At 53.3% G+C, this 18,008-nt stretch carries 17 protein-coding genes, 1 pseudogene and 1 riboswitch; of the genes and pseudogenes, 14 read left to right on the top strand and 4 right to left on the bottom strand.

Annotation, left to right across the window (positions count from 1 at the left end; all coding sequences use genetic code 11):
• Positions 1 to 107: 107 nt before the first annotated feature.
• Together BJP58_RS13845 and BJP58_RS13840 are read right to left on the bottom strand one after the other, a co-directional pair.
• Positions 108 to 914: a Cof-type HAD-IIB family hydrolase gene (locus BJP58_RS13845; protein WP_071222628.1), complete on the bottom strand. Its 807-nt coding sequence runs from the start codon at positions 912 to 914 to the stop codon at positions 108 to 110.
• A gap of 38 nt (positions 915 to 952) precedes the next feature.
• Positions 953 to 1,855: a DMT family transporter gene (locus BJP58_RS13840; protein ID WP_194544378.1), complete on the bottom strand. Its 903-nt coding sequence runs from the start codon at positions 1,853 to 1,855 to the stop codon at positions 953 to 955.
• Between the two features lie 287 nt (positions 1,856 to 2,142).
• On the opposite strand from BJP58_RS13840, the gene BJP58_RS13835 reads away from it, so the two are divergent.
• Entirely contained in the window at positions 2,143 to 2,856 is a 714-nt protein-coding gene (locus tag BJP58_RS13835) for a metal-dependent hydrolase (RefSeq protein WP_194544377.1), read from the top strand.
• 88 nt (positions 2,857 to 2,944) lie between these two features.
• Here the strand turns inward: BJP58_RS13835 and BJP58_RS13830 are convergent, their stop codons facing one another.
• Entirely contained in the window at positions 2,945 to 3,946 is a 1,002-nt protein-coding gene (locus BJP58_RS13830; RefSeq protein ID WP_194544376.1) for a lipoate--protein ligase, read from the bottom strand.
• A gap of 174 nt (positions 3,947 to 4,120) precedes the next feature.
• On the opposite strand from BJP58_RS13830, the gene cobD reads away from it, so the two are divergent.
• From cobD to BJP58_RS13775, 11 genes are all read left to right on the top strand, one after another.
• Positions 4,121 to 5,245 carry a threonine-phosphate decarboxylase CobD gene (cobD, locus tag BJP58_RS13825; RefSeq protein WP_194544375.1) on the top strand — a complete coding sequence of 375 codons (1,125 nt, stop codon included), beginning with the start codon at positions 4,121 to 4,123 and terminating at the stop codon, positions 5,243 to 5,245.
• A gap of 76 nt (positions 5,246 to 5,321) precedes the next feature.
• Positions 5,322 to 6,056: an adenosylcobinamide amidohydrolase gene (locus BJP58_RS13820; RefSeq protein ID WP_194544374.1), complete on the top strand. Its 735-nt coding sequence runs from the start codon at positions 5,322 to 5,324 to the stop codon at positions 6,054 to 6,056.
• Complete coding sequence (gene cbiB / locus BJP58_RS13815) at positions 6,053 to 7,030, top strand: adenosylcobinamide-phosphate synthase CbiB (protein WP_194544373.1); 978 nt, start codon at positions 6,053 to 6,055, stop codon at positions 7,028 to 7,030. The genes BJP58_RS13820 and cbiB overlap by 4 nt, the downstream gene beginning before the upstream one ends.
• Positions 7,021 to 7,845, top strand: a complete 825-nt coding sequence (locus BJP58_RS13810; RefSeq protein ID WP_194544372.1) for a histidine phosphatase family protein — start codon at positions 7,021 to 7,023, stop codon at positions 7,843 to 7,845. Before cbiB ends, BJP58_RS13810 begins: the two co-directional genes overlap by 10 nt.
• Positions 7,846 to 7,997: 152 nt before the next feature.
• Positions 7,998 to 8,201: riboswitch (cobalamin riboswitch) on the top strand.
• A 256-nt stretch (positions 8,202 to 8,457) separates the two neighbouring features.
• Positions 8,458 to 9,462, top strand: coding sequence for an ABC transporter substrate-binding protein (locus tag BJP58_RS13805; protein ID WP_194544371.1), 1,005 nt, complete (start codon positions 8,458 to 8,460; stop codon positions 9,460 to 9,462).
• A complete protein-coding gene (locus tag BJP58_RS13800) occupies positions 9,459 to 10,505 on the top strand; it encodes a FecCD family ABC transporter permease (RefSeq protein ID WP_194544370.1) in 1,047 nt (348 codons plus the stop codon). Before BJP58_RS13805 ends, BJP58_RS13800 begins: the two co-directional genes overlap by 4 nt.
• The gene (locus BJP58_RS13795; protein ID WP_194544369.1) at positions 10,502 to 11,287 is read left to right on the top strand and encodes an ABC transporter ATP-binding protein; all 786 of its coding nucleotides are present in this window, start codon (positions 10,502 to 10,504) and stop codon (positions 11,285 to 11,287) included. The genes BJP58_RS13800 and BJP58_RS13795 overlap by 4 nt, the downstream gene beginning before the upstream one ends.
• Positions 11,288 to 11,353: 66 nt before the next feature.
• The gene (gene cobT / locus BJP58_RS13790; RefSeq protein WP_233355070.1) at positions 11,354 to 12,424 is read left to right on the top strand and encodes a nicotinate-nucleotide--dimethylbenzimidazole phosphoribosyltransferase; all 1,071 of its coding nucleotides are present in this window, start codon (positions 11,354 to 11,356) and stop codon (positions 12,422 to 12,424) included.
• Positions 12,421 to 12,999: a bifunctional adenosylcobinamide kinase/adenosylcobinamide-phosphate guanylyltransferase gene (cobU, locus tag BJP58_RS13785; RefSeq protein WP_194544368.1), complete on the top strand. Its 579-nt coding sequence runs from the start codon at positions 12,421 to 12,423 to the stop codon at positions 12,997 to 12,999. Before cobT ends, cobU begins: the two co-directional genes overlap by 4 nt.
• Positions 12,996 to 13,817 carry an adenosylcobinamide-GDP ribazoletransferase gene (gene cobS / locus BJP58_RS13780; RefSeq protein ID WP_194544367.1) on the top strand — a complete coding sequence of 274 codons (822 nt, stop codon included), beginning with the start codon at positions 12,996 to 12,998 and terminating at the stop codon, positions 13,815 to 13,817. Before cobU ends, cobS begins: the two co-directional genes overlap by 4 nt.
• Positions 13,818 to 14,029: 212 nt before the next feature.
• Positions 14,030 to 15,424, top strand: coding sequence for an L-cystine transporter (locus BJP58_RS13775; protein WP_071222641.1), 1,395 nt, complete (start codon positions 14,030 to 14,032; stop codon positions 15,422 to 15,424).
• A gap of 130 nt (positions 15,425 to 15,554) precedes the next feature.
• Here BJP58_RS13775 and BJP58_RS13770 read toward each other — a convergent pair whose 3' ends face one another.
• Complete coding sequence (locus BJP58_RS13770; RefSeq protein ID WP_194544366.1) at positions 15,555 to 16,643, bottom strand: M24 family metallopeptidase; 1,089 nt, start codon at positions 16,641 to 16,643, stop codon at positions 15,555 to 15,557.
• Positions 16,644 to 16,735: 92 nt separating this feature from the next.
• Between BJP58_RS13770 and BJP58_RS34255 the strand changes: the two are divergent.
• Positions 16,736 to 17,346 (top strand): annotated as a pseudogene (locus tag BJP58_RS34255) (DUF2569 domain-containing protein).
• A 93-nt stretch (positions 17,347 to 17,439) separates the two neighbouring features.
• The gene (locus BJP58_RS13755; RefSeq protein ID WP_071222644.1) at positions 17,440 to 17,940 is read left to right on the top strand and encodes a GNAT family N-acetyltransferase; all 501 of its coding nucleotides are present in this window, start codon (positions 17,440 to 17,442) and stop codon (positions 17,938 to 17,940) included.
• Positions 17,941 to 18,008 lie beyond the last annotated feature (68 nt).

The following is an 18,008-nucleotide window of genomic DNA, read 5'->3' as shown; positions in this document are numbered from 1 at the left end:
CCTCGTGACCTGTTAGGGAACGCACTGGCTGCGTTTTTTAAAGGACATGAACAAGCCCCCATGGATATCATGGAGGCTTAATTGCGCAGATTTATTTGTTCCGGATATTAACCTTGGTTGAGCACGAATTTATCAATGACATGTTTCACGCCGTCTTCGTTATTCCCAAGCGTAACGTAATCGGCAATCGCCTTAAGCGGCTCGATCGCATTGCCCATAGCGACGCCAAGACCGGCGGCTTCCAGCATCTCGTGATCGTTCCAGGAATCTCCGACAGCGATGGTTTCCTTGAGGTCGCAGCCGAAATGATCGGCAAGGAAGGTGAGCGCATGTCCCTTCGTGCCTTCCTTATGCATGAACTCCAGAAAATGCGGTTTGGATTTGGTAATGTGCATGTCATCGCCCAGCAGCTCACGGAATACAGGGATCAGTTCATCCAGATAGTCCGGATCGTCAATGATGAGCATTTTCGGGGTCGGTTGCTGAACCATTTTCATAAAATCAGGCTCGATGTAATACGGCGTCCGGTTCAGGGCACAGTAATCGATCAGCTTCTGATTCTCTTCACGGGCATACAGCTTGTCATCGATGTAGGTTTGCAGATGGAGATTGTGCTCTACGCAGTATTCATACAGCTTCACGGCTGCATCGACGGGTACAAAGCGTTCGTAGAGAACCTTCTCGTCGAGCAGATTTTTAATCAGGGCGCCCTGGTAGGTGATAATGGGAACGTTGAGTCCGGTTTGACGCGCAATAGCTTGAGCGGACGCATAGGCACGCCCGGTTGCCAGTGTCACAACGACACCGTGGGCTACGGCTTGCTCAAGCGCCTGCTGGACGCCGGGGGTTACTTCCTTATCGTCATTGATCAAGGTATCGTCAATGTCGATGGCCATCAATTTGTAAGTTGTCATGGGTATCTCTCCTTTTGTTTCTGTCTCTGTCTTTAACTCTATTGTACCTTCTGTGGCGCAGACTTCAATTCCGCAATCATCATTCCTGCCAAAATGCATAGACAACCGATGCCGCCGATGAGCGTAAGCCGCTCTCCCGCGAACAGGATTCCGGTCAGCGCGGCGAATACCGGCTCCGTTGCATAGATGATGGCCACCCTGGACGGCGTCGTATATTTTTGACAGACGGTTTGGATCCAGAAGGCGAATGCGCTGGTAGGTCCGATGGATACAGCCAGCGCCCACAGCACGTTCGGCTGGGTCAGCTTCCCCATCAGGTTGGTCACATTGCCGACATGCTCGGTTAGCGCAGATGCCGCTAAGCTCAATATCCCCACGACAGCCATCTGGAGCGCCGCCAGCAGCAAAGCAGGGTATCTCCCGGCATAAACGCCCGTGTAACCGATATGGAGCGCAAAACCGATGGCGCAAACGAGCACCAGCAAATCCCCTTTATTCAGGCTCATGCCGGATTCGGTGAAGGTAAGCAGATACAGCCCTGCCACCGCAAGCAAAGCGCTGATCCAGGTGAATTTGGAGATGGAGTGCCTTAGCAGAGCATAGGATATGAAAGGGACCAGCACGACGGACAAGCCGGTAATGAAGCCTGTATTGGACGTGGTGGTGTACAGAAGGCCCGCGGTTTGAAACGCGTACCCTATAAATAAAAAAAGACCCAGCAGGCAAGCATGCAGCAGCATTTTGCCGGTTATTAGCTTCCACTGGCTCCGGTAAAAGAGGGTGATGATCCATGCAAGGAGCAGGGCCGCTCCCAGAAAGCGGACTGAATTGAAAGCCATCGGCGGGAACACGCGGACCGCATGCTGAACGATGAGGAACGTAGATCCCCACATCATGGCCACCAGAAGCAGGCTGAGATCGGCAATTCGTGAGCGATTCACTCGGTAGTCATCCTTTCTTGAAGATGTGAAACTCCTGATGAGATTCCCGTGCATTCGTCCCCGGTCGTAACCTTGGGCAAGTGATCAAATTGTATCCCATATCAGAGAATCGGACAACCATTTTTAGGCCTAACCCAAGTGGGAGGGGTAGACAAAAAGAGGATGATTTTGCTATACTAATGAACCGAACGTACATTCTCATGACCCTGGGCTATCGGAGGTGAAGGTCGGCAAGCGATCCATCGATCCCATAGTCAGCATTGAGCTTAGAAAGGAAGATTGTCATCATGATGGGCAGAGCTCATTTGATTATTAGCACAGGGGTCACGTTATCCGTCATGGGCATGAGCGGAGTGCCTGTCACATTGCCGGCTGCCGCAGTGGCTTTGGTTAGCGCGCTGCTTCCCGATATTGACGAGCCCAACTCTCTGCTGGTGCGCAAGGCGCTTCCTTCCGGGTTGCTGCGAATCCTACAGCTGGCCATGATCGGCGCAGCCATCTTTGTTGTCTTCTACGGCAAGGAGTATGCCCCATGGAACGTCGCCCTGGCCGGACTGATCGGGGTGGTTTCGTACCTGCCAAGCCGGACCCTGCGCCATATCGTCATGTTCCTGATCGGTCTCGGACTGATATCATTTGGGCAGGGCTTCAGCCCGTGGAACACGATCGCAGGCAGCGTGCTTATTGCAGGCTCCTTGGTGACCCACCGGGGGTTAACCCATACCGTCTATGCCGCTGCCGGATGGACGGGCCTGCTGTATTTCGCGTCGCAGGGCAAGATCGGCGGGGAAAGCCTATGGTTTGCCGGCGGTTTATCCTACTCCATTCATTTGCTTGCAGATGCATTGACCAATCGCGGAATCCGCCCGCTTCCTCCGTTCAAATGGAGAATTAAACTGAAAATCATGAGCACAGGAAGCAAATGGGGACGCACGGTAGAGAATGCCTGCATTGTGTTAACGCTGGTCCTCGTTTGGTATGTGTTTATGGCCTCCTCTTGACCCGAGGTATACCTGTTTGAAATGAAAAAGCCTCCCACCCTTGTGCATGCTGCATACGGGCGGGAGGCTTATTTAATACGAGCCGGCTCTATTCCTCAAGGAAAATCAAGCCGATCAGATCGTCGAGCTCAAGGTTGCCGAAGTAAAACTTGACGTCGATGCCGGATAACGCGGTGCGCACCGCAGTTTCTTCATACCGTTTGCCGCGGAGCAGGTTCTCGATATCAGCGACATCGCCGACGCCGAAGAAGTCGCCGTAAATCTTGATCTCTCCGATATGTCCTTCACGGATGTCCATCCGGATATCGATAATGCCCACCGGGAACTTCTTGGCATGCTTCACATTGCTTTCCGGGGATAGCCCATAGTTCCAATCCCAGTTCTGGTAGCGTTCCTTCGAGATCTGGTTGATCATCTCCCAGTCCTTCTCTTGAAGGACGTATTGCGGTACTTGATCCGGTTCCATACCGAAAATCGAGCGAAGCAGCTCGGCGCGGAACTGTTCAATCGTCATATCCGTGCCAAGCAGCTCCTTGATGTTCGCCACGCGGCTGCGGACAGATTTGGTGCTCTTGGATTTGAATTTTTCCGGATTGGCATTCAGCGAGGCTTGGACATCATCCAGGTTCAGGTCAAACATGAGCGTGCCGTGGCTGAACATGCGTCCCCGCGTCGAAAACTGCGCGTTCCCCGAAATTTTCTTCTCGCCGACCTGCAGGTCATTCCGGCCGCTAAGCTCGGCGGGCACGCCCATCTTTTGCAGGAAGTCGATAACCGGCTGCGTGAACTTCAGGAAGTTGTGGAAGGACTGTCCGTCATCCTTCGTAATGAAGCTGAAATTCAGGTTGCCGAGATCATGGTATACGGCTCCGCCCCCGGACAGCCGGCGCACAACCTGAATGTTGTTGTCACGAACGTATTCCTGGTTGATCTCTTCGATCGTATTCTGATGCTTTCCGATAATAATGGAAGGCTTGTTGATATAAAAAAGAAGGTAGCTCTCGTCCATGGACAAGTGCTTCAAGGCATATTCTTCAATCGCTAGGTTAATGGAAGGATCGTGGATCCCCTGATTATCGATAAATAGCATAGTATCCTCCGTCGTCACAAATCAAAATGTGGTGCTTCCAGACTATTGTAAACCAATTTTAAGGCAGAGACAAAGCATTCCATGTTGACGAGGCAGGGACGGTAGCGACATAATGATGGCATTACATAACGGCAGGGCTTGCAAGAGCCGGGACATGGAACAGGAGGAGCCCTTATGAACGACAAAAAACAGCCCTTGATCGAGGTGTACGGCCATGGAGGAGACGTGGAGACGGCGGCTGCCGCATTCGGAAGGAAAGCCTCGGCTTTCCTGGATTACAGCGCCAATATTAACCCGCTCGGACCGCCGCAAGGCGTTATGACGGCCTTGCAAGAGGGAATGAGTGCGGTCATTCGTTATCCGGATCCGGGACACCGCAGGTTCAAGGAGCGGCTCGCAGCTGAGTTAGGCACCGATACCAGACAAATCCTTGTCGGCAACGGAGCGGCAGAGTGCATGGCGCTATTGTTGATGGGTCTTACGCCAGGGATTGTGGGCGTAGTTGACCCGTGTTTTTCCGAATATCGGGAATTGTCCTTAAAATTTGGTTCGGACATCCACTCCGTGTGCGGACATCCGGAGAGGGACTGGAGAGCAGACAAGGCGGATGTTATGGAGCTGTTGGCCCGTACGGATCTCGTGTTTTTGGGCCAGCCCAACAATCCGAACGGGGTTCAATACAGCCTGGAGGATATTCGTGAAATAGCGGTATGTGCAGAGCAAGAAGGGACCTGGCTGGTGCTGGATGAAGCCTTCATCGATTTCATTCCGCCGGTGGACAGACAGACCTTGATGCCGGAGCTGCAGGACTATCCGCGGACGGTCATTGTCCGGTCGATGACCAAGTTTTATGCGATTCCAGGCCTGCGGCTCGGATATACGGTCGCGCATCCTGACGTGATACGCAAGATGGCAGGCAAACAGGTGACGTGGAGCGTCAATGGACTGGCGCTGCTTGCCGGAGAGGCTTGTCTTGGCAGCGGCAGGGAATATGAACTGGATACGCTGCAATTGATTCGCGCAGAGCGCGAGAAGCTCATACGGGGGTTACAAGCGCTGGAGCTAGACGTTACGCCGGGCGAGGCTAATTTTCTACTCATGGAGCTTCCGCGGCCATGGAGTGCCGGGAGGTTTCAGTCGGAGATGGGCAGACGCGGCGTGCTTGTCCGCAGCTGCGCCATGTACCCGGGACTTGGTGAGCGTCATATCCGGCTAGCCGTTAAGGATGCCGGAGCTAATGACAGGCTGCTGGCCATAACCGCAGAGGTCCTTGGAAATTCTTCTGCTGGCGTGACATAGGGATGTTTAGCAGCAGAGCTATAGGAAGAACGCTACAGTTGGTTCAGATATTTAAGGAGCAGGGAGAGAAAAAAACATGGCAGTACCTTTTCTGAAAGGCAACACGCGTCCGTATTGCTCGGATGCATGGCCGGGAGCCACAGTGTACTTGGAATCGGAGCGGCAGCATCCGCATATCCGGATCTCGCTTCCGGAGCCGGCTGCGTCCATAAGCAGCGCCATATACGGCGGCGGATTTCTGCATTTGGATCATATCGTGAACCGTTATGTGGACAAGCACTACGATTGCAGCGACCCTGTGAACGATATGGTTAACTTTATGGCTGTTCACGGTTATCCGGCTGAATCCACAGCTGGATTGATGACAGCGGTAAAACTGAAGTATGCCTCTATTCGGGAAGAGCGGAGTGAACAAGCCTCCATCCTGTGCTGCACCACCGCCGGCGTGGGCAATGCAGCCCGTGCCGGGTCGAGTCGTACGACCTTTGCCGCTTATCAGCCGGGCACGATTAATATCATGTTGATGGTGGACGGGATGATGACGCCGGCTTGCATGGTGAACGCGATGCTGACGGCGACGGAAGCGAAAGCCGCTGCGCTGCATGATCTGGGCGTGAGGGATCATGAGACCGGAGGCGTTGCGACCGGAACGACAACGGACGCAATGGTCCTTGGGGTCAGCGGCAATGCAGCGTATGGCGTGAACCACCATTATGCCGGAACCGCAACCGATCTGGGCGGCATGATCGGCCGTCTTGTCTACGAGAGTGTTATGGAAAGCATTATTACCGAAAGAGAGGACCGGATATGACCGTCGTATGGGTCATTTGGGCAGCGGTCGTGCTGGACCTGCTGATCGGAGATCCGAGATGGCTTCCCCATCCTGTCATCGGCATGGGGAAAGCCGTTCGCCGGGTTGAAGGCTGGATACGCCAACGGGCGACTACCGCTCAGAGCCTGAAGCGAGCGGGCATTCTGCTGCCGGTGATCGTGGCCGGCGGATCCTTCGTGCTGGCATGGCTGCTGCTGGAGCTGTGCGGAGCGATTCATCCTTGGCTAGCGTGGGGAGTAGAGATCGTGCTTATTGCGACTACGATTGCCATCAAAGGGCTGCGTGAAGCCGGATTGGAGGTCTACGGCCATCTTCGCTCCGGGAAAATCGCGGAGGCCAGACGCTCGCTCAGCATGGTTGTCGGAAGAGACACCGGTCATCTGGATGAGCCGGAGATCGTGCGGGGAACGGTGGAGACGGTTGCGGAGAATATCGTGGATGCGGTCATCGCTCCGTTGTTTTTTGCCCTGATCGGGGGAGCGCCGCTGGCGATGGCCTACCGGGCCGTGAATACGCTCGACTCCATGGTCGGATATAAAAACGACAAATACCAGCATATCGGCTGGGCATCCGCAAGGCTGGACGATATCGCCAATTGGATACCGGCACGTCTGACGGCAGGACTGTTGACCATGGTGGCTGCCATGTTGTCGCTGCAATGGAAAAAAGCGATCAAAATGGTCAGAAGAGATGCGCGAAAGCACCCCAGTCCGAACAGCGGCTTCCCGGAATCGGCCGTTGCCGGTGCGCTGGGGGTTCGTCTGGGAGGCGAGAATTCCTATCAAGGCGTGATCTCGTTCCGGGCTTATATGGGGGATCCCGAACGCCCGCTTGAAGCGGAGCATATTCGGGTGACAAACCGTCTGCTGCTGGGCGTATCGGTATTGTTTACGTTGCTGGGTACCCTGGTGCTTGGGCTTGTTGCCGCAGCCGGAGGAAACCTATGGATATGAGGATCACGCTGCATCTGGTCCGTCACGGCCGCACGTTGTGGAACGAGGAGCGCCGTTATCTCGGCCATGAGGATCAGGGAATCCTGATTGAGGAAAGGGAACAGCTCCTCCCGCTTCGGGATAGGTTTTTTACCGGGCAGTTTGTCCGGATCTATTGCAGCGATCTCCTTCGATGCAGACAGACGCTGAATGTTATCCTATCGGACTCCAAAATGGCTGCTATTCCTGACGATGAAGTTTTGGGCAGGATTATACCGGGAGTGATGTATGATCCGCGGCTGCGCGAGCTCGATTTCGGAGATTGGGAAGGGAAAACCTACGAGGATTTGAAATCGGATATCTCCTATCGGCGCTGGATTGATAACCCCGCAGAAGTTACGCCGCCGAATGGGGAGAGCTGGGAGGCGTTCCGTTCCCGGCTTCAGGCATTCTTGACCGGATTGCATTTGGATTTAAAGGAACTGTTGCATATAGAGGAAGATCCGGATACCCTTGTGCAGGCAGAGGCAGAGGCAGAGGCAGAGGCAGAGGCAGAGGCAGAGGCAGAGGCAGAGGCAGAGGCAGAGGCAGAGGCAGAGGCAGAGGCAGAGGCAGAGGCAGAGGCAGAGGCAATGCCAGTTGGTTATGTCCTTGGAGCACAAAGGGCGGAGCTTGATGTGCTTGTGGTGACCCATGGAGGCGTCATCCGGCAGATCGCTGCAGCAGTCCTTCCGCATACGGAATTCTGGGAGACGCAGGTGTCGCCGGGCGAGGAGCTCAAGCTGCAATTGACATGGGACGGAGAACGCTGGCAAGGCGTACGGTTAAGCGATTAAACGAAATCGTATGATATCGGTGCGGAATGGGCGATAACGGGATAAATCCGTATCATAAGGCATTTGAAATGACCGAAACTTTCGGTTGTAAGAGGGAGGTTTATCGCCTATAATCTTGGGCAGAGAAACCATGCTTGGCCTAACATACATAAATTCATATTATTTGCGAGGGTCCCGGACAGAGGGCATTTATTGTCATCTGCCGGGTTAATAGGGAAGCCGGTGCAAGTCCGGCACGGTCCCGCCACTGTGAAGCAGGGACTTCTCCATATGCCACTGAGCCAAAAGCGCTTGGGAAGGCGGAGAAGTCGTTACAGCCTGCAAGTCAGGAGACCTGCCCTCGGCGAATGAATGACGGTCCTTCGAGGAGAGGATTACGTTGCCGGACCCATGCAGCATGTGTGGGCGGAAGTTTAAGGCGCTATCTGTGAACGGTGATCCAGATGTCCTTATGTTAAAACGTAATCCCTGATTCCTTGTTTACGAGGAGTCGGGGATTTTTGCATCTTTGGAGTATGACGATTGATGTTTTTTTCTCCCGGTAAGGATCGGTCGAAGGAATGTAAACTCGCAGCGCCAGGTTCTCAATTATGTATAGGGGGATTTCAAGAGATGAAAGCATTGAACAAAACATGGTCCGTACTTCTGGTAGCCATACTGATGGCTCTGGCCTTGATCGGCTGTGGAGGCGAAGAAGCTGCGCCGAAGGATACAACGCCGCCGGCACAGCAGGAAGAGCAGAATAACGAAGCGCCTGCGGATTCGGGCGAAGAGCTTAAAACGACGTATCCGCTGACCGTCAAGGATTCAACCGGGGTTGAAATGACGTTTGAGAAAGCTCCGGCCAAAATTGCATCCCTGACACCGTCCGAGACGGAAAAACTGTTCGCTTTGGGCCTGGATGAGGAAATTGTGGGCGTGTCCGATAATGACGATTATCCGGAAGCGGCCAAATCCAAGCCGAAATTGGGCGGGTTCCAAGTAAATGAAGAGGCTATTATTGCAGCCGATGCCGATGTGGTATTCGCCGCTTCGATGAATGCCGAGAATGCCGAGAAATTGCGTGAGCTTGGCGTGACCCTGTTCGTCAATGATCCGAAAACCATCGATGCCGTAATGGAGAACATCCAGTTGATCGGACAAATTACGGACCGTCAAGCGGAAGCGAAAGCCGTCGTGGATCAGATGAAGCAGGAATTGACTACCGTTACAGAAGCCGTGAAATCCGTGAAGGATGAAGACAAGAAAAAAGTGTATGTGGAATTCTCTCCAGGATGGACCGTCGGCAAGGGCGAGTTTATGGATGAGATCATCACCTTAGCTGGCGGCGTTAACGCAGCCGGCGAAGCGGAAGGCTGGTTCGAAATCAGCGAGGAGAATATTATCGCTGCAAACCCCGACGTCATTCTGTACACGGACGATGTCGTTGACGAAGCAACCAAGAAAACATTGGATCAGCTGATCAAGGAGCGCGGCGGCTGGGATCAGATCGAAGCCATCAAGAACGATCAGGTCATATCCGTGGATGCGAATCTGTTAAGCCGTCCGGGTCCCCGTGTAACGCAAGGGTTGATTGAAGTGGCGAAGGCCGTTTATCCGGAACTGATGAATCCATGAGTAAAAAACTTGCAGGATTCGGTGCGGCCGGCATCATCCTATTACTGTTAACCTTGGTTGTCAGTCTCGGAATCGGCTCCGTGCACCTGCCTGTGAGAGAGATTGGGGCGATGCTGCTGCACCGGCTGCCGGGAATCGGCGATTCCATCGTTCCGGGCTGGGAAGCTTCATCCGAGCAAATCTTAATGAAGGTGAGATTGCCGCGCATATTGCTTGGGATGCTCGTAGGAGCCTCCCTGGCCGTCGCCGGAGCCGCCTTTCAAGGGGTATTGCGCAATCCGCTGGCGGATCCGTTTACGCTCGGTGTATCCTCGGGTGCTGCGCTTGGCGCAGCATCCCTGATTTTTTTCGGGATGGAATACTCCTTTGCCGGAGGTTACACACTTCCGCTTGTAGCGTTTCTGACCGGAGCAGGGACCTTATGGGTCGTTCTGCTGCTGGCGAGGGATCAAGGAAAGCTGCCGATCCACGGGCTCATTCTGTCCGGCGTGGTGATGCAGTCGTTTCTGGGCGCCGTCGTTTCCTTTCTGACGGTCATGTCCAAAGATACGGTGAACCAGATCCTGTACTGGACGATGGGGAGCCTGAGCATGCGTGGATGGTCGTATACGGCCATCCTTTTCCCGTATTTTATCGCAGGTTTTATATACTTATGGAGCAGGTCGCGAGCGCTTAATATTTTGTCGCTGGGGGAACGGCAGGCCGCCCATATGGGCTTGAATGTGGATCGGCTGAAGACGAGCGTGCTCATCGTTGCTACCCTGCTCGCCGCAGCAGCCGTGTCGGTCTCCGGCGTGATTGGATTCGTGGGACTTGTAGTACCGCATATGATCCGTTTGATCACCGGCTCCGATTACCGCGTCATTGTTCCACTGTCGGCTCTGGGCGGCGCGATGTTCATGGTCTGGTGCGATACGGCGGCACGGTCCGTGCTGGCACCAACGGAAATACCGCTCGGTGTGGTTACGGCATTCATAGGCGCTCCGTTCTTTGCGTATTTGCTATACCGGAACAAAAAAAGGCGCAGGGAGGGTTTATCATGATTACAGCTCAAGGACTTGGCAAAGCCTATGGCAAGGTGCCGATTCTTGAAGGTGTGGACCTTCACATTGCCGAAGGGGAATGGTGGGGGATCATCGGTCCGAACGGAAGCGGTAAATCCACCCTTATGCAGCTGTTATCCGGTGTGGAGAGTCCCTCGACAGGAAGCGTGACCCTTCGGGGCAAGGAGCTTGGACGCTATACCCGAAAGGCGCTGGCACGGATCGTGGCGGTGCTTCAGCAGGAAGGGCTTGACCCTACTGATTTTACGGTCCGGGAAGTGCTGGAGATGGGGAGATTCCCCTTCCTGAACTGGCTTGGTCGTGAAGATAAGGATGCAGGGCCGCTCATTGAGGCCATTATCCGAAAGCTGGATCTGAACGGTCTGGAAGAACGGCGGCTTACCGAGTTAAGCGGGGGCCAGCGTCAGCGTGTCGCGCTTGGCAAGGTGATGGTCCAGGAACCCTCGCTGCTGATGCTGGATGAACCGACGACTTACTTGGATATCCGCTATCAGCTTCAGTTTATGGATATGGTGGCGCAGTGGCGGAGCTCCTCCGGAATTACCGTGATCAGCGTACTGCATGATCTGAACCTGGCAGCCCAGTTTTGCGATAAGCTGCTGGTGCTTGATCAGGGAAAGATCGCGGGGATTGGCAAGCCGAAGGAGGTTTTGACAGCGGCGTATATACGCCGAATCTTCCGGGTAGAGCCCTCGATTGTGGCCCATCCCGAGAATGGCGCTCCGCAGGTGCTGTTAACGGCAAATAGCACATGGTCCTGACCGATGCAGCCGCATGTTCCGACGGGGATGCAAGATTTAGGAACAAGATATGAGGAGGTCATTTCATTGACGGATACCATCGTGAATCGTTTAAATCGTTACATTGCTAACATAAAACCGCTGAGTGTCGAGGTGCAGAACGAAACAGCCGCTTATTTGGATACGCTGACGAAGCCTCCGGGCAGTCTGGGCAAGCTGGAGTCGCTAGCGATCCAATTAGCGGGCATTACAGGGAATATGAAACCGTCGTTCACCCAAAAATCCGTCGTTGTCATGGCTGGCGATCATGGAGTCTGTGAAGAAGGAATCAGCGCCTTTCCGGCTGAGGTAACGCCCCAGATGGTCATGAACTTCCTGAATGGAGGGGCGGCTGTGAATGTGCTGGCCCGTCAGGCGGAGGCAGACGTTCATTGTGTGGACATCGGGGTCGCGATCGAGCTGAACCATGAGAAGCTGATGTCGCGGAACGTTGGCAGAGGAACCGCCAATATGGCCAAAGGGCCTGCGATGACAAAGGAAGCGGCACTGGAGTCCATTGTAGTCGGTGCAGAGGTAGCTGCCGAATTGGTATCGCGAGGAACGCAAATGTTCGTGACCGGAGAGATGGGCATTGGGAACACGACACCGAGTGCGGCGATCTTCTCCGTTCTGTCCGGCTATCAGCCTTCTGAAGTCGTGGGGAGGGGAACCGGCGTAACGGATGAACGGCTGCTGCATAAGATTCGAGTGGTGGAACAGGCTATACAAGTTAATAGACCACATGCCGATGATCCCCTCGACGTGCTCGCCAAAGTTGGAGGATATGAGATCGGCGGGTTGGCTGGACTGATCCTGGGTGCAGCTGCTCACGGTTGTCCGGTTATCATCGATGGTTTCATATCCAGTGCGGCGGCGCTGGTTGCCAAATGCATCTGCCCGGACGCTCTCTCCTATATGATTGCCTCTCATGTTTCGCATGAGCAGGCGCATGTTCTTCTGCTGAAAGAGCTCGGACTCCAGCCGATGCTGCAAATGGACATGCGTCTTGGCGAGGGGACGGGCGGGGTGCTGTGCCTTCATCTGGTCGAGGCGGCGTGCAGGATCGTGAACGAGATGGCGACGTTTGAGAGCGCTGGAATCAGCGGAGGGGCCGTATGAGCCATCGTGGAAGCGTGTTGGTAACAGGCGGGGCCAGAAGCGGAAAGAGCTCATTCGCGGAGAAGCTGTGCATGAAGCGATCGAAGTCGGGAACGTACGTGGCGACTGCGCAAGCCTACGACGAAGAGATGAGGGAACGGATCCGGATTCATCAAGACCGCAGGCAGGATTCAGCCTATCGTTGGGAGACGGTGGAGGAGCCTGTCGCACTGCCCGAATTGCTGGAAACGCTCGGCCAGTCCGCCTCGGATGCCCCTGCGGTGGTAGTGGACTGCCTGACGCTGTGGCTTACGAATGTGCTGCTGCAAGCTGAGCCTGAAGGAAGTGCTGCAATGGAAGAACGGTTAGGACTTCAAATCGGCAGACTGGCAAGAGCGGTACAGAGTTACCCGGGCATGGTCATTTTGGTAACCAATGAAGTGGGGTCGGGTATTGTTCCGGAATATCCGCTAGGCCGAATATATCGCGACTGGGCAGGGATCATGAATCAGAGGCTGGCTCAGGTATGCGATGAAGTATTTTTGGTGACGGCGGGAATTCCGATGGAAATCAAGAGCAAGGAGTATCTCATATGAGCAAGATGATCGAAGCGGCTGCGGCCGCTTTTCAATTTCTATCGAGGCTGCCGGTGCGGAGAGAAATTCCTTTTACGCCGGAAGTGCAGCAACGGAGCGTCGTTTTTTATCCTTTGGTAGGGGCGGTCATAGGCTTTATCGTTGGCGGATTGGGACTGGGCTTAAGCTATGTGCTGCCCTCCCTTCCTGCTGCCGTCATCCTGCTGGTTGTATGGGTAGCGCTGACTGGAGGGCTTCATCTCGATGGCTGGATGGACAGCGCGGATGCGCTGCTCAGCCATCGGTCGCGCGAACGGATGCTTGAAATCATGAAGGATAGCCGTGTGGGTGCGATGGGCGTCATGGCGTGTATGCTGCTGCTCCTTCTGAAGGCTTCCTTGATCATGTCTGTATGGGATTTGTCAGCCGGGGCATGGAAACAAGAGGCATGGCTGCTGGTGCTCGCTCCGGTTTGGAGCCGCTGGTTTATGGTCCATGCGATGTATCGCTGGCCGATGGCACGGGGAAGTGAGGGGCTAGCCGCTCTATTTCACGGATTGACGGCCGGAAGGAGATCGCTGGCGGGCGTAATGGCTGCTCTCTTAACGCTAGTTACTGTAGGTTTCCTATGGTTCACGGCAGGCGAGACTAATCTTTGGACGATTGCAGTCGGAGGAATCCTTATTATCCCATTCATAGCCTGGGCAGCTGGAAGTTTAACGGCTGAACGGATGAGCCGAAGACTTGGAGGACTGACGGGGGATACATATGGAGCTCTCAATGAACTGATTGAAACGGTTTTGTTAATATTTGTGGTTCTCCTTTTGAAGTTTACATGATATGATAGTAGGGTGATATCAGTGGTAATCCGATCAACATAGTCGACATAATCCGCATCGATGGGAAACTAACGATTTTGACAGGAATTTTCTCAATCGGGTAATGATATGTTTAGAGTGGGCTGTAATGGATATGAATACATACTAGCGCACTTATGACATGAGGATGGAGCACATATATCCTTATTTAAAGAATGGGAGGAATCATTAGGATGGAAACGCTTTGGGTTATCATCAATGTCCTTGTTCTGATTCTGCTGGTCGGTATTTTGTACTGGATGCAGAGAAAGCATATCTCGTTTACCAAACGCGTGTTTGCCGGACTCGGACTGGGTGTGTTGTTCGGAGTGGCACTGCAGCTCATCTACACTTCGACCTCCGATGTGGTGGTGAAATCCACCGATTGGTTTAATTTGATAGGATACGGCTACGTAAGGCTGCTGCAAATGATGGTCATTCCGCTGATCATGGTGTCGATCATATCGGCTATCATGAAGCTGAAGGGCGGAAAGAATCTGGGCAAAATGAGCGGACTTATCATTACGGTGCTGCTTCTGACGACAGCCGTAGCCGCTGCAGTCGGGATTACAACCGCGCTGGCGTTCGATTTGTCCGCCGTCAATATCCAAGGCGGTGCAGCGGAAGAGCAGCAGGGTGCACTGCTGCAAGAACGGCTCGGGGATGTTGAGGGCCGTACGCTCCCGCAGCAGATCCTGGATTTCATTCCGAGCAATCCGTTTGCCGACATGACGGGGGCGCGAAGAACTTCGACGATTGCGGTCGTTATTTTCTCGGCATTCATCGGGATCGCGGTTCTCGGGTTAGACCGAAAAAACAAGGAGCAGGCGGAAACGTTCCGCAATATGATCTCTGCGGTGTATGGCGTGGTCATGCGCATCGTGACGCTGGTGCTTCGTCTGACCCCTTACGGGATTTTGGCGCTTATGGCCAAAACGATTGCCACGACCGACCTTGCGGTCATCATGAATTTGATCGATTTTGTCCTTGCTTCGTACGTGGCTTTGATCGCCATGTTCATTATCCATCTGGTACTGCTGGCGATATTCGGGTTCAACCCGCTTAAATATGTGAAAAAGGTATTCCCGACGCTGACCTTCGCCTTTACGTCGCGTTCCAGCGCGGCTACGATTCCGCTTAACGTGCAGACCCAGAACAAAAAGCTGGGTGTCTCGGAAGGCATCGCGAATCTCTCGGCATCGTTTGGCGCCACGATTGGGCAGAACGGCTGCGCGGGCATTTATCCTGCCATGCTGGCCGTCATGATTGCGCCGACAGCCGGCGTGGACCCGACCTCATGGTCGTTCATCCTTACCCTGATCGTGGTCGTTATGATCAGTTCCTTCGGCGTGGCGGGTGTCGGAGGCGGGGCTACCTTCGCCTCGCTCATCGTGCTCTCCACGATGAACCTGCCGGTTGCCTTGGCGGGCCTGTTGATTTCCGTCGAGCCGCTGATCGATATGGGACGGACGGCACTGAACGTGAATGACTCCATGACAGCGGGCGTGATTACCGGGAAAGTCATGAATGAAGTCGATAAAGACGTGTACAACGATGACAACATTGAACTGGATATGGTTCAGGCATAAGAACGTAACCATGGGAGCCATCTTGAAGGCATTGTTTCTGCCGGAGGATGGCTCTTCTGGTACATAGAGAAAGCCCGAATACCGTAAGTAAAACGGTATCCGGGCTTTTTTTATCATACTGAAAATGGAATTATCCGATGCTAGTCAGTTCTTTCGGGAAGGAGGTCAGCACCTCGACGCCATCCTCGGTTACGATCACATCATCCTCGATCCGCACGCCGCCTACGCCTTGCAGATAAATGCCGGGCTCGATCGTGAATACCGCCCCGGGCTGTAAAATGTCCTGGTTCAAACCGTGGATGGACGGATATTCATGAACATCCATGCCAAGCCCGTGCCCCAAGCGATGTACAAAAGCATGGCCGTACCCTGCGTCGTCAATCACTTTGCGAGCGGCTTGGTCAATCGACCCATAGGTTACGCCGGGTTTTACGGCCTGAATGCCGGCCAGGTTCGCTGCGAGAACCGTCTCATAGATGTCTACGGCTTCAGGCTTCAGCTCGCCTACGGCAAAGGTACGGGTAATATCCGACGCATAACCACCCGCATAAACTCCCATATCGAACATGAGCAGATCGCCTGCTTCAATCCGGCGCGTACCGGGAACACCGTGAGGCAAGGCGGTATTGGGGCCGGATAATACCATTGTGGCGAAGGACGGAGCATCGGCACCCATTTTTTTCATTAGGTATTCCAGCTCTGCCACAACCTCAATCTCACTGACGCCGATTTTGATCTGGGCCAGGCCTTGTGTCAGAACATCCTCAACCAGTCTTACTGCATGTTTGATGATCTTCACTTCATCGGCCGATTTTCGGATTCGGAGCTCCCGGAGCACAGCGCCAACATCCTCGATCCGGTTCGCGTTCACATGCTGCTGCAGCTGCTCATAACGGGAGACCGTAAGCTGATCCTTCTCTAGCGCCATCGTACCGACGGCACCTTGAAACTGCTGCTTGAGCAAGAGATACGGATTATCGGTATCCTGGTGCGTGACAATATGCTTAACCGTTGAAGCGGCCGCTGCCGCGTCGGCATCCAATGCGGGGACAATCAGCACCGGATCATTCGCAGAGGAGAGGAGCAGGCCCAGGAAACGCTCATGAGGATCACTCGCAAATCCGGTCAAATAGTAAACATGCTTGGGGTCTGTCACAAGGACATGATCCCAGCCCTGTGTATTCATGGATTGTAGCAAACTTTGCAATCGTTCATTCATTCTGTTCATTCCTTTCATCATCAGAAGACGGCTTTTACGCTATTAATGTTAGGTTATCGCGTTCAAACACGTAAGTAAAGTTTTCCTTTATTATGAGCTTGATCTTCCTATATAATGTTTTGAAGTTAATAAATTACATGTTATACGGGAGGAATTACACTCGAATGGATCCGAATCAAGTTCAGGAGAACACTCCTGATTCATCACCGCAGGGCCAGACACCCAAATATCTTATAAAACTTAAAGTGGAAGGGCTTGGCGGATGGCTTGTATTAGTCCAGATTTCTATGTATTTTTCATTGATCACGATCACATACCTGCTGTTTAATCATATTTTCCCGGTGTTCGAGCCGGAGATATGGAGTATGATTACCGATAAAGGATCGGCTGCTTATAATCAATCGCTTGTCCAGCTAATCCTTTTTGAGACCGTAGTTAATGTGTTGTTTATTATTGCATTAGTCTTTGCTTTATTTTTGCTCTATCGCAAAAAAAGGCGTTTCCCAAATTGATGATCGGTTATATTTTATTTAGTCTGCTGACCAGCATAGTGGACTATGTCGCAGTCAGCCAAATCGAAATCCTGGCTCAGGGGAATGATGGGACATTCATGCGTGAAGTTACCCGGTCCATTCTGTACGCCTGTATCTGGATCCCGTATTTCATTCGCTCCATGCGTGTGCGAAACACCTTCGTGAATTAATGCCGCTTGAAAAAACAGAAGCGTTTTTCCGCTGCCTCTTGTACAATAGATCTCGTACAAAAAGATTACGCATCTATTCGGAGGTAGGACATCGTGACGCAACAATACCGTATCGATTATGCCGTCAAAGAGGATTTGCCGGCCATTGTTGACATTTACAATTCGACGATCTCAGGCAGAAAAGTAACCGCCGATCTGGAGCCGGTCACGGTGGAGAGCCGTATACGCTGGTTCGAAGAGCACAGCAACGATTTTCGTCCGCTGTGGGTCATGCGGTCCGATGACGGAATGGTTGCATGGATGAGCTTTCAATCCTTTTATGGCCGTCCGGCCTATAACGGCACAGCTGAGATCAGCATATACGTAAACGAGAAATATCGCGGCATCGGTGCCGGAAGCATATTAATTCAGAAGGCCATTGAGGAGTGCCCGCGCCTTCGCGTCAGTAATCTGGTCGGATTTGTATTCGGCCATAATGAACCGAGCCTTAAGCTGTTGATGAAGTTTGGCTTTGATCAATGGGGGCTTCTCCCCGGGGTTGCGGAGCTTGACGGCATTAAGCGGGATTTGGTCATTGTAGGCCGTGCAGTTTAATCCGGAAATCATGACACCATCCTGGATGCTTGAAGATGAAGTTGCGTGCAAACCGTTCGTGATTTTAT

It is taken from the genome of Paenibacillus sp. JZ16 (assembly GCF_015326965.1).
Lineage (GTDB): Bacteria > Bacillota > Bacilli > Paenibacillales > Paenibacillaceae > Paenibacillus_AQ.
The sequence above is the reverse complement of the archived record's forward strand: the minus strand, read 5'-3'. Positions and strand labels throughout refer to the sequence as shown.

Bases quoted from the DNA above. Each gene is read 5' to 3' on its own strand.
- BJP58_RS13845 (WP_071222628.1), bottom strand. From the start codon at position 914: ATGACAACTTACAAATTGATGGCCATCGACATTGACGATACCTTGATC.
- BJP58_RS13835 (WP_194544377.1), top strand. From the start codon at position 2,143: ATGATGGGCAGAGCTCATTTGATTATTAGCACAGGGGTCACGTTATCC.
- BJP58_RS13830 (WP_194544376.1), bottom strand. From the start codon at position 3,946: ATGCTATTTATCGATAATCAGGGGATCCACGATCCTTCCATTAACCTA.
- cobD (WP_194544375.1), top strand. From the start codon at position 4,121: ATGAACGACAAAAAACAGCCCTTGATCGAGGTGTACGGCCATGGAGGA.
- BJP58_RS13820 (WP_194544374.1), top strand. From the start codon at position 5,322: ATGGCAGTACCTTTTCTGAAAGGCAACACGCGTCCGTATTGCTCGGAT.
- cbiB (WP_194544373.1), top strand. From the start codon at position 6,053: ATGACCGTCGTATGGGTCATTTGGGCAGCGGTCGTGCTGGACCTGCTG.
- BJP58_RS13810 (WP_194544372.1), top strand. From the start codon at position 7,021: ATGGATATGAGGATCACGCTGCATCTGGTCCGTCACGGCCGCACGTTG.
- BJP58_RS13805 (WP_194544371.1), top strand. From the start codon at position 8,458: ATGAAAGCATTGAACAAAACATGGTCCGTACTTCTGGTAGCCATACTG.
- BJP58_RS13800 (WP_194544370.1), top strand. From the start codon at position 9,459: ATGAGTAAAAAACTTGCAGGATTCGGTGCGGCCGGCATCATCCTATTA.
- BJP58_RS13795 (WP_194544369.1), top strand. From the start codon at position 10,502: ATGATTACAGCTCAAGGACTTGGCAAAGCCTATGGCAAGGTGCCGATT.
- cobU (WP_194544368.1), top strand. From the start codon at position 12,421: ATGAGCCATCGTGGAAGCGTGTTGGTAACAGGCGGGGCCAGAAGCGGA.
- cobS (WP_194544367.1), top strand. From the start codon at position 12,996: ATGAGCAAGATGATCGAAGCGGCTGCGGCCGCTTTTCAATTTCTATCG.
- BJP58_RS13775 (WP_071222641.1), top strand. From the start codon at position 14,030: ATGGAAACGCTTTGGGTTATCATCAATGTCCTTGTTCTGATTCTGCTG.
- BJP58_RS13770 (WP_194544366.1), bottom strand. From the start codon at position 16,643: ATGAATGAACGATTGCAAAGTTTGCTACAATCCATGAATACACAGGGC.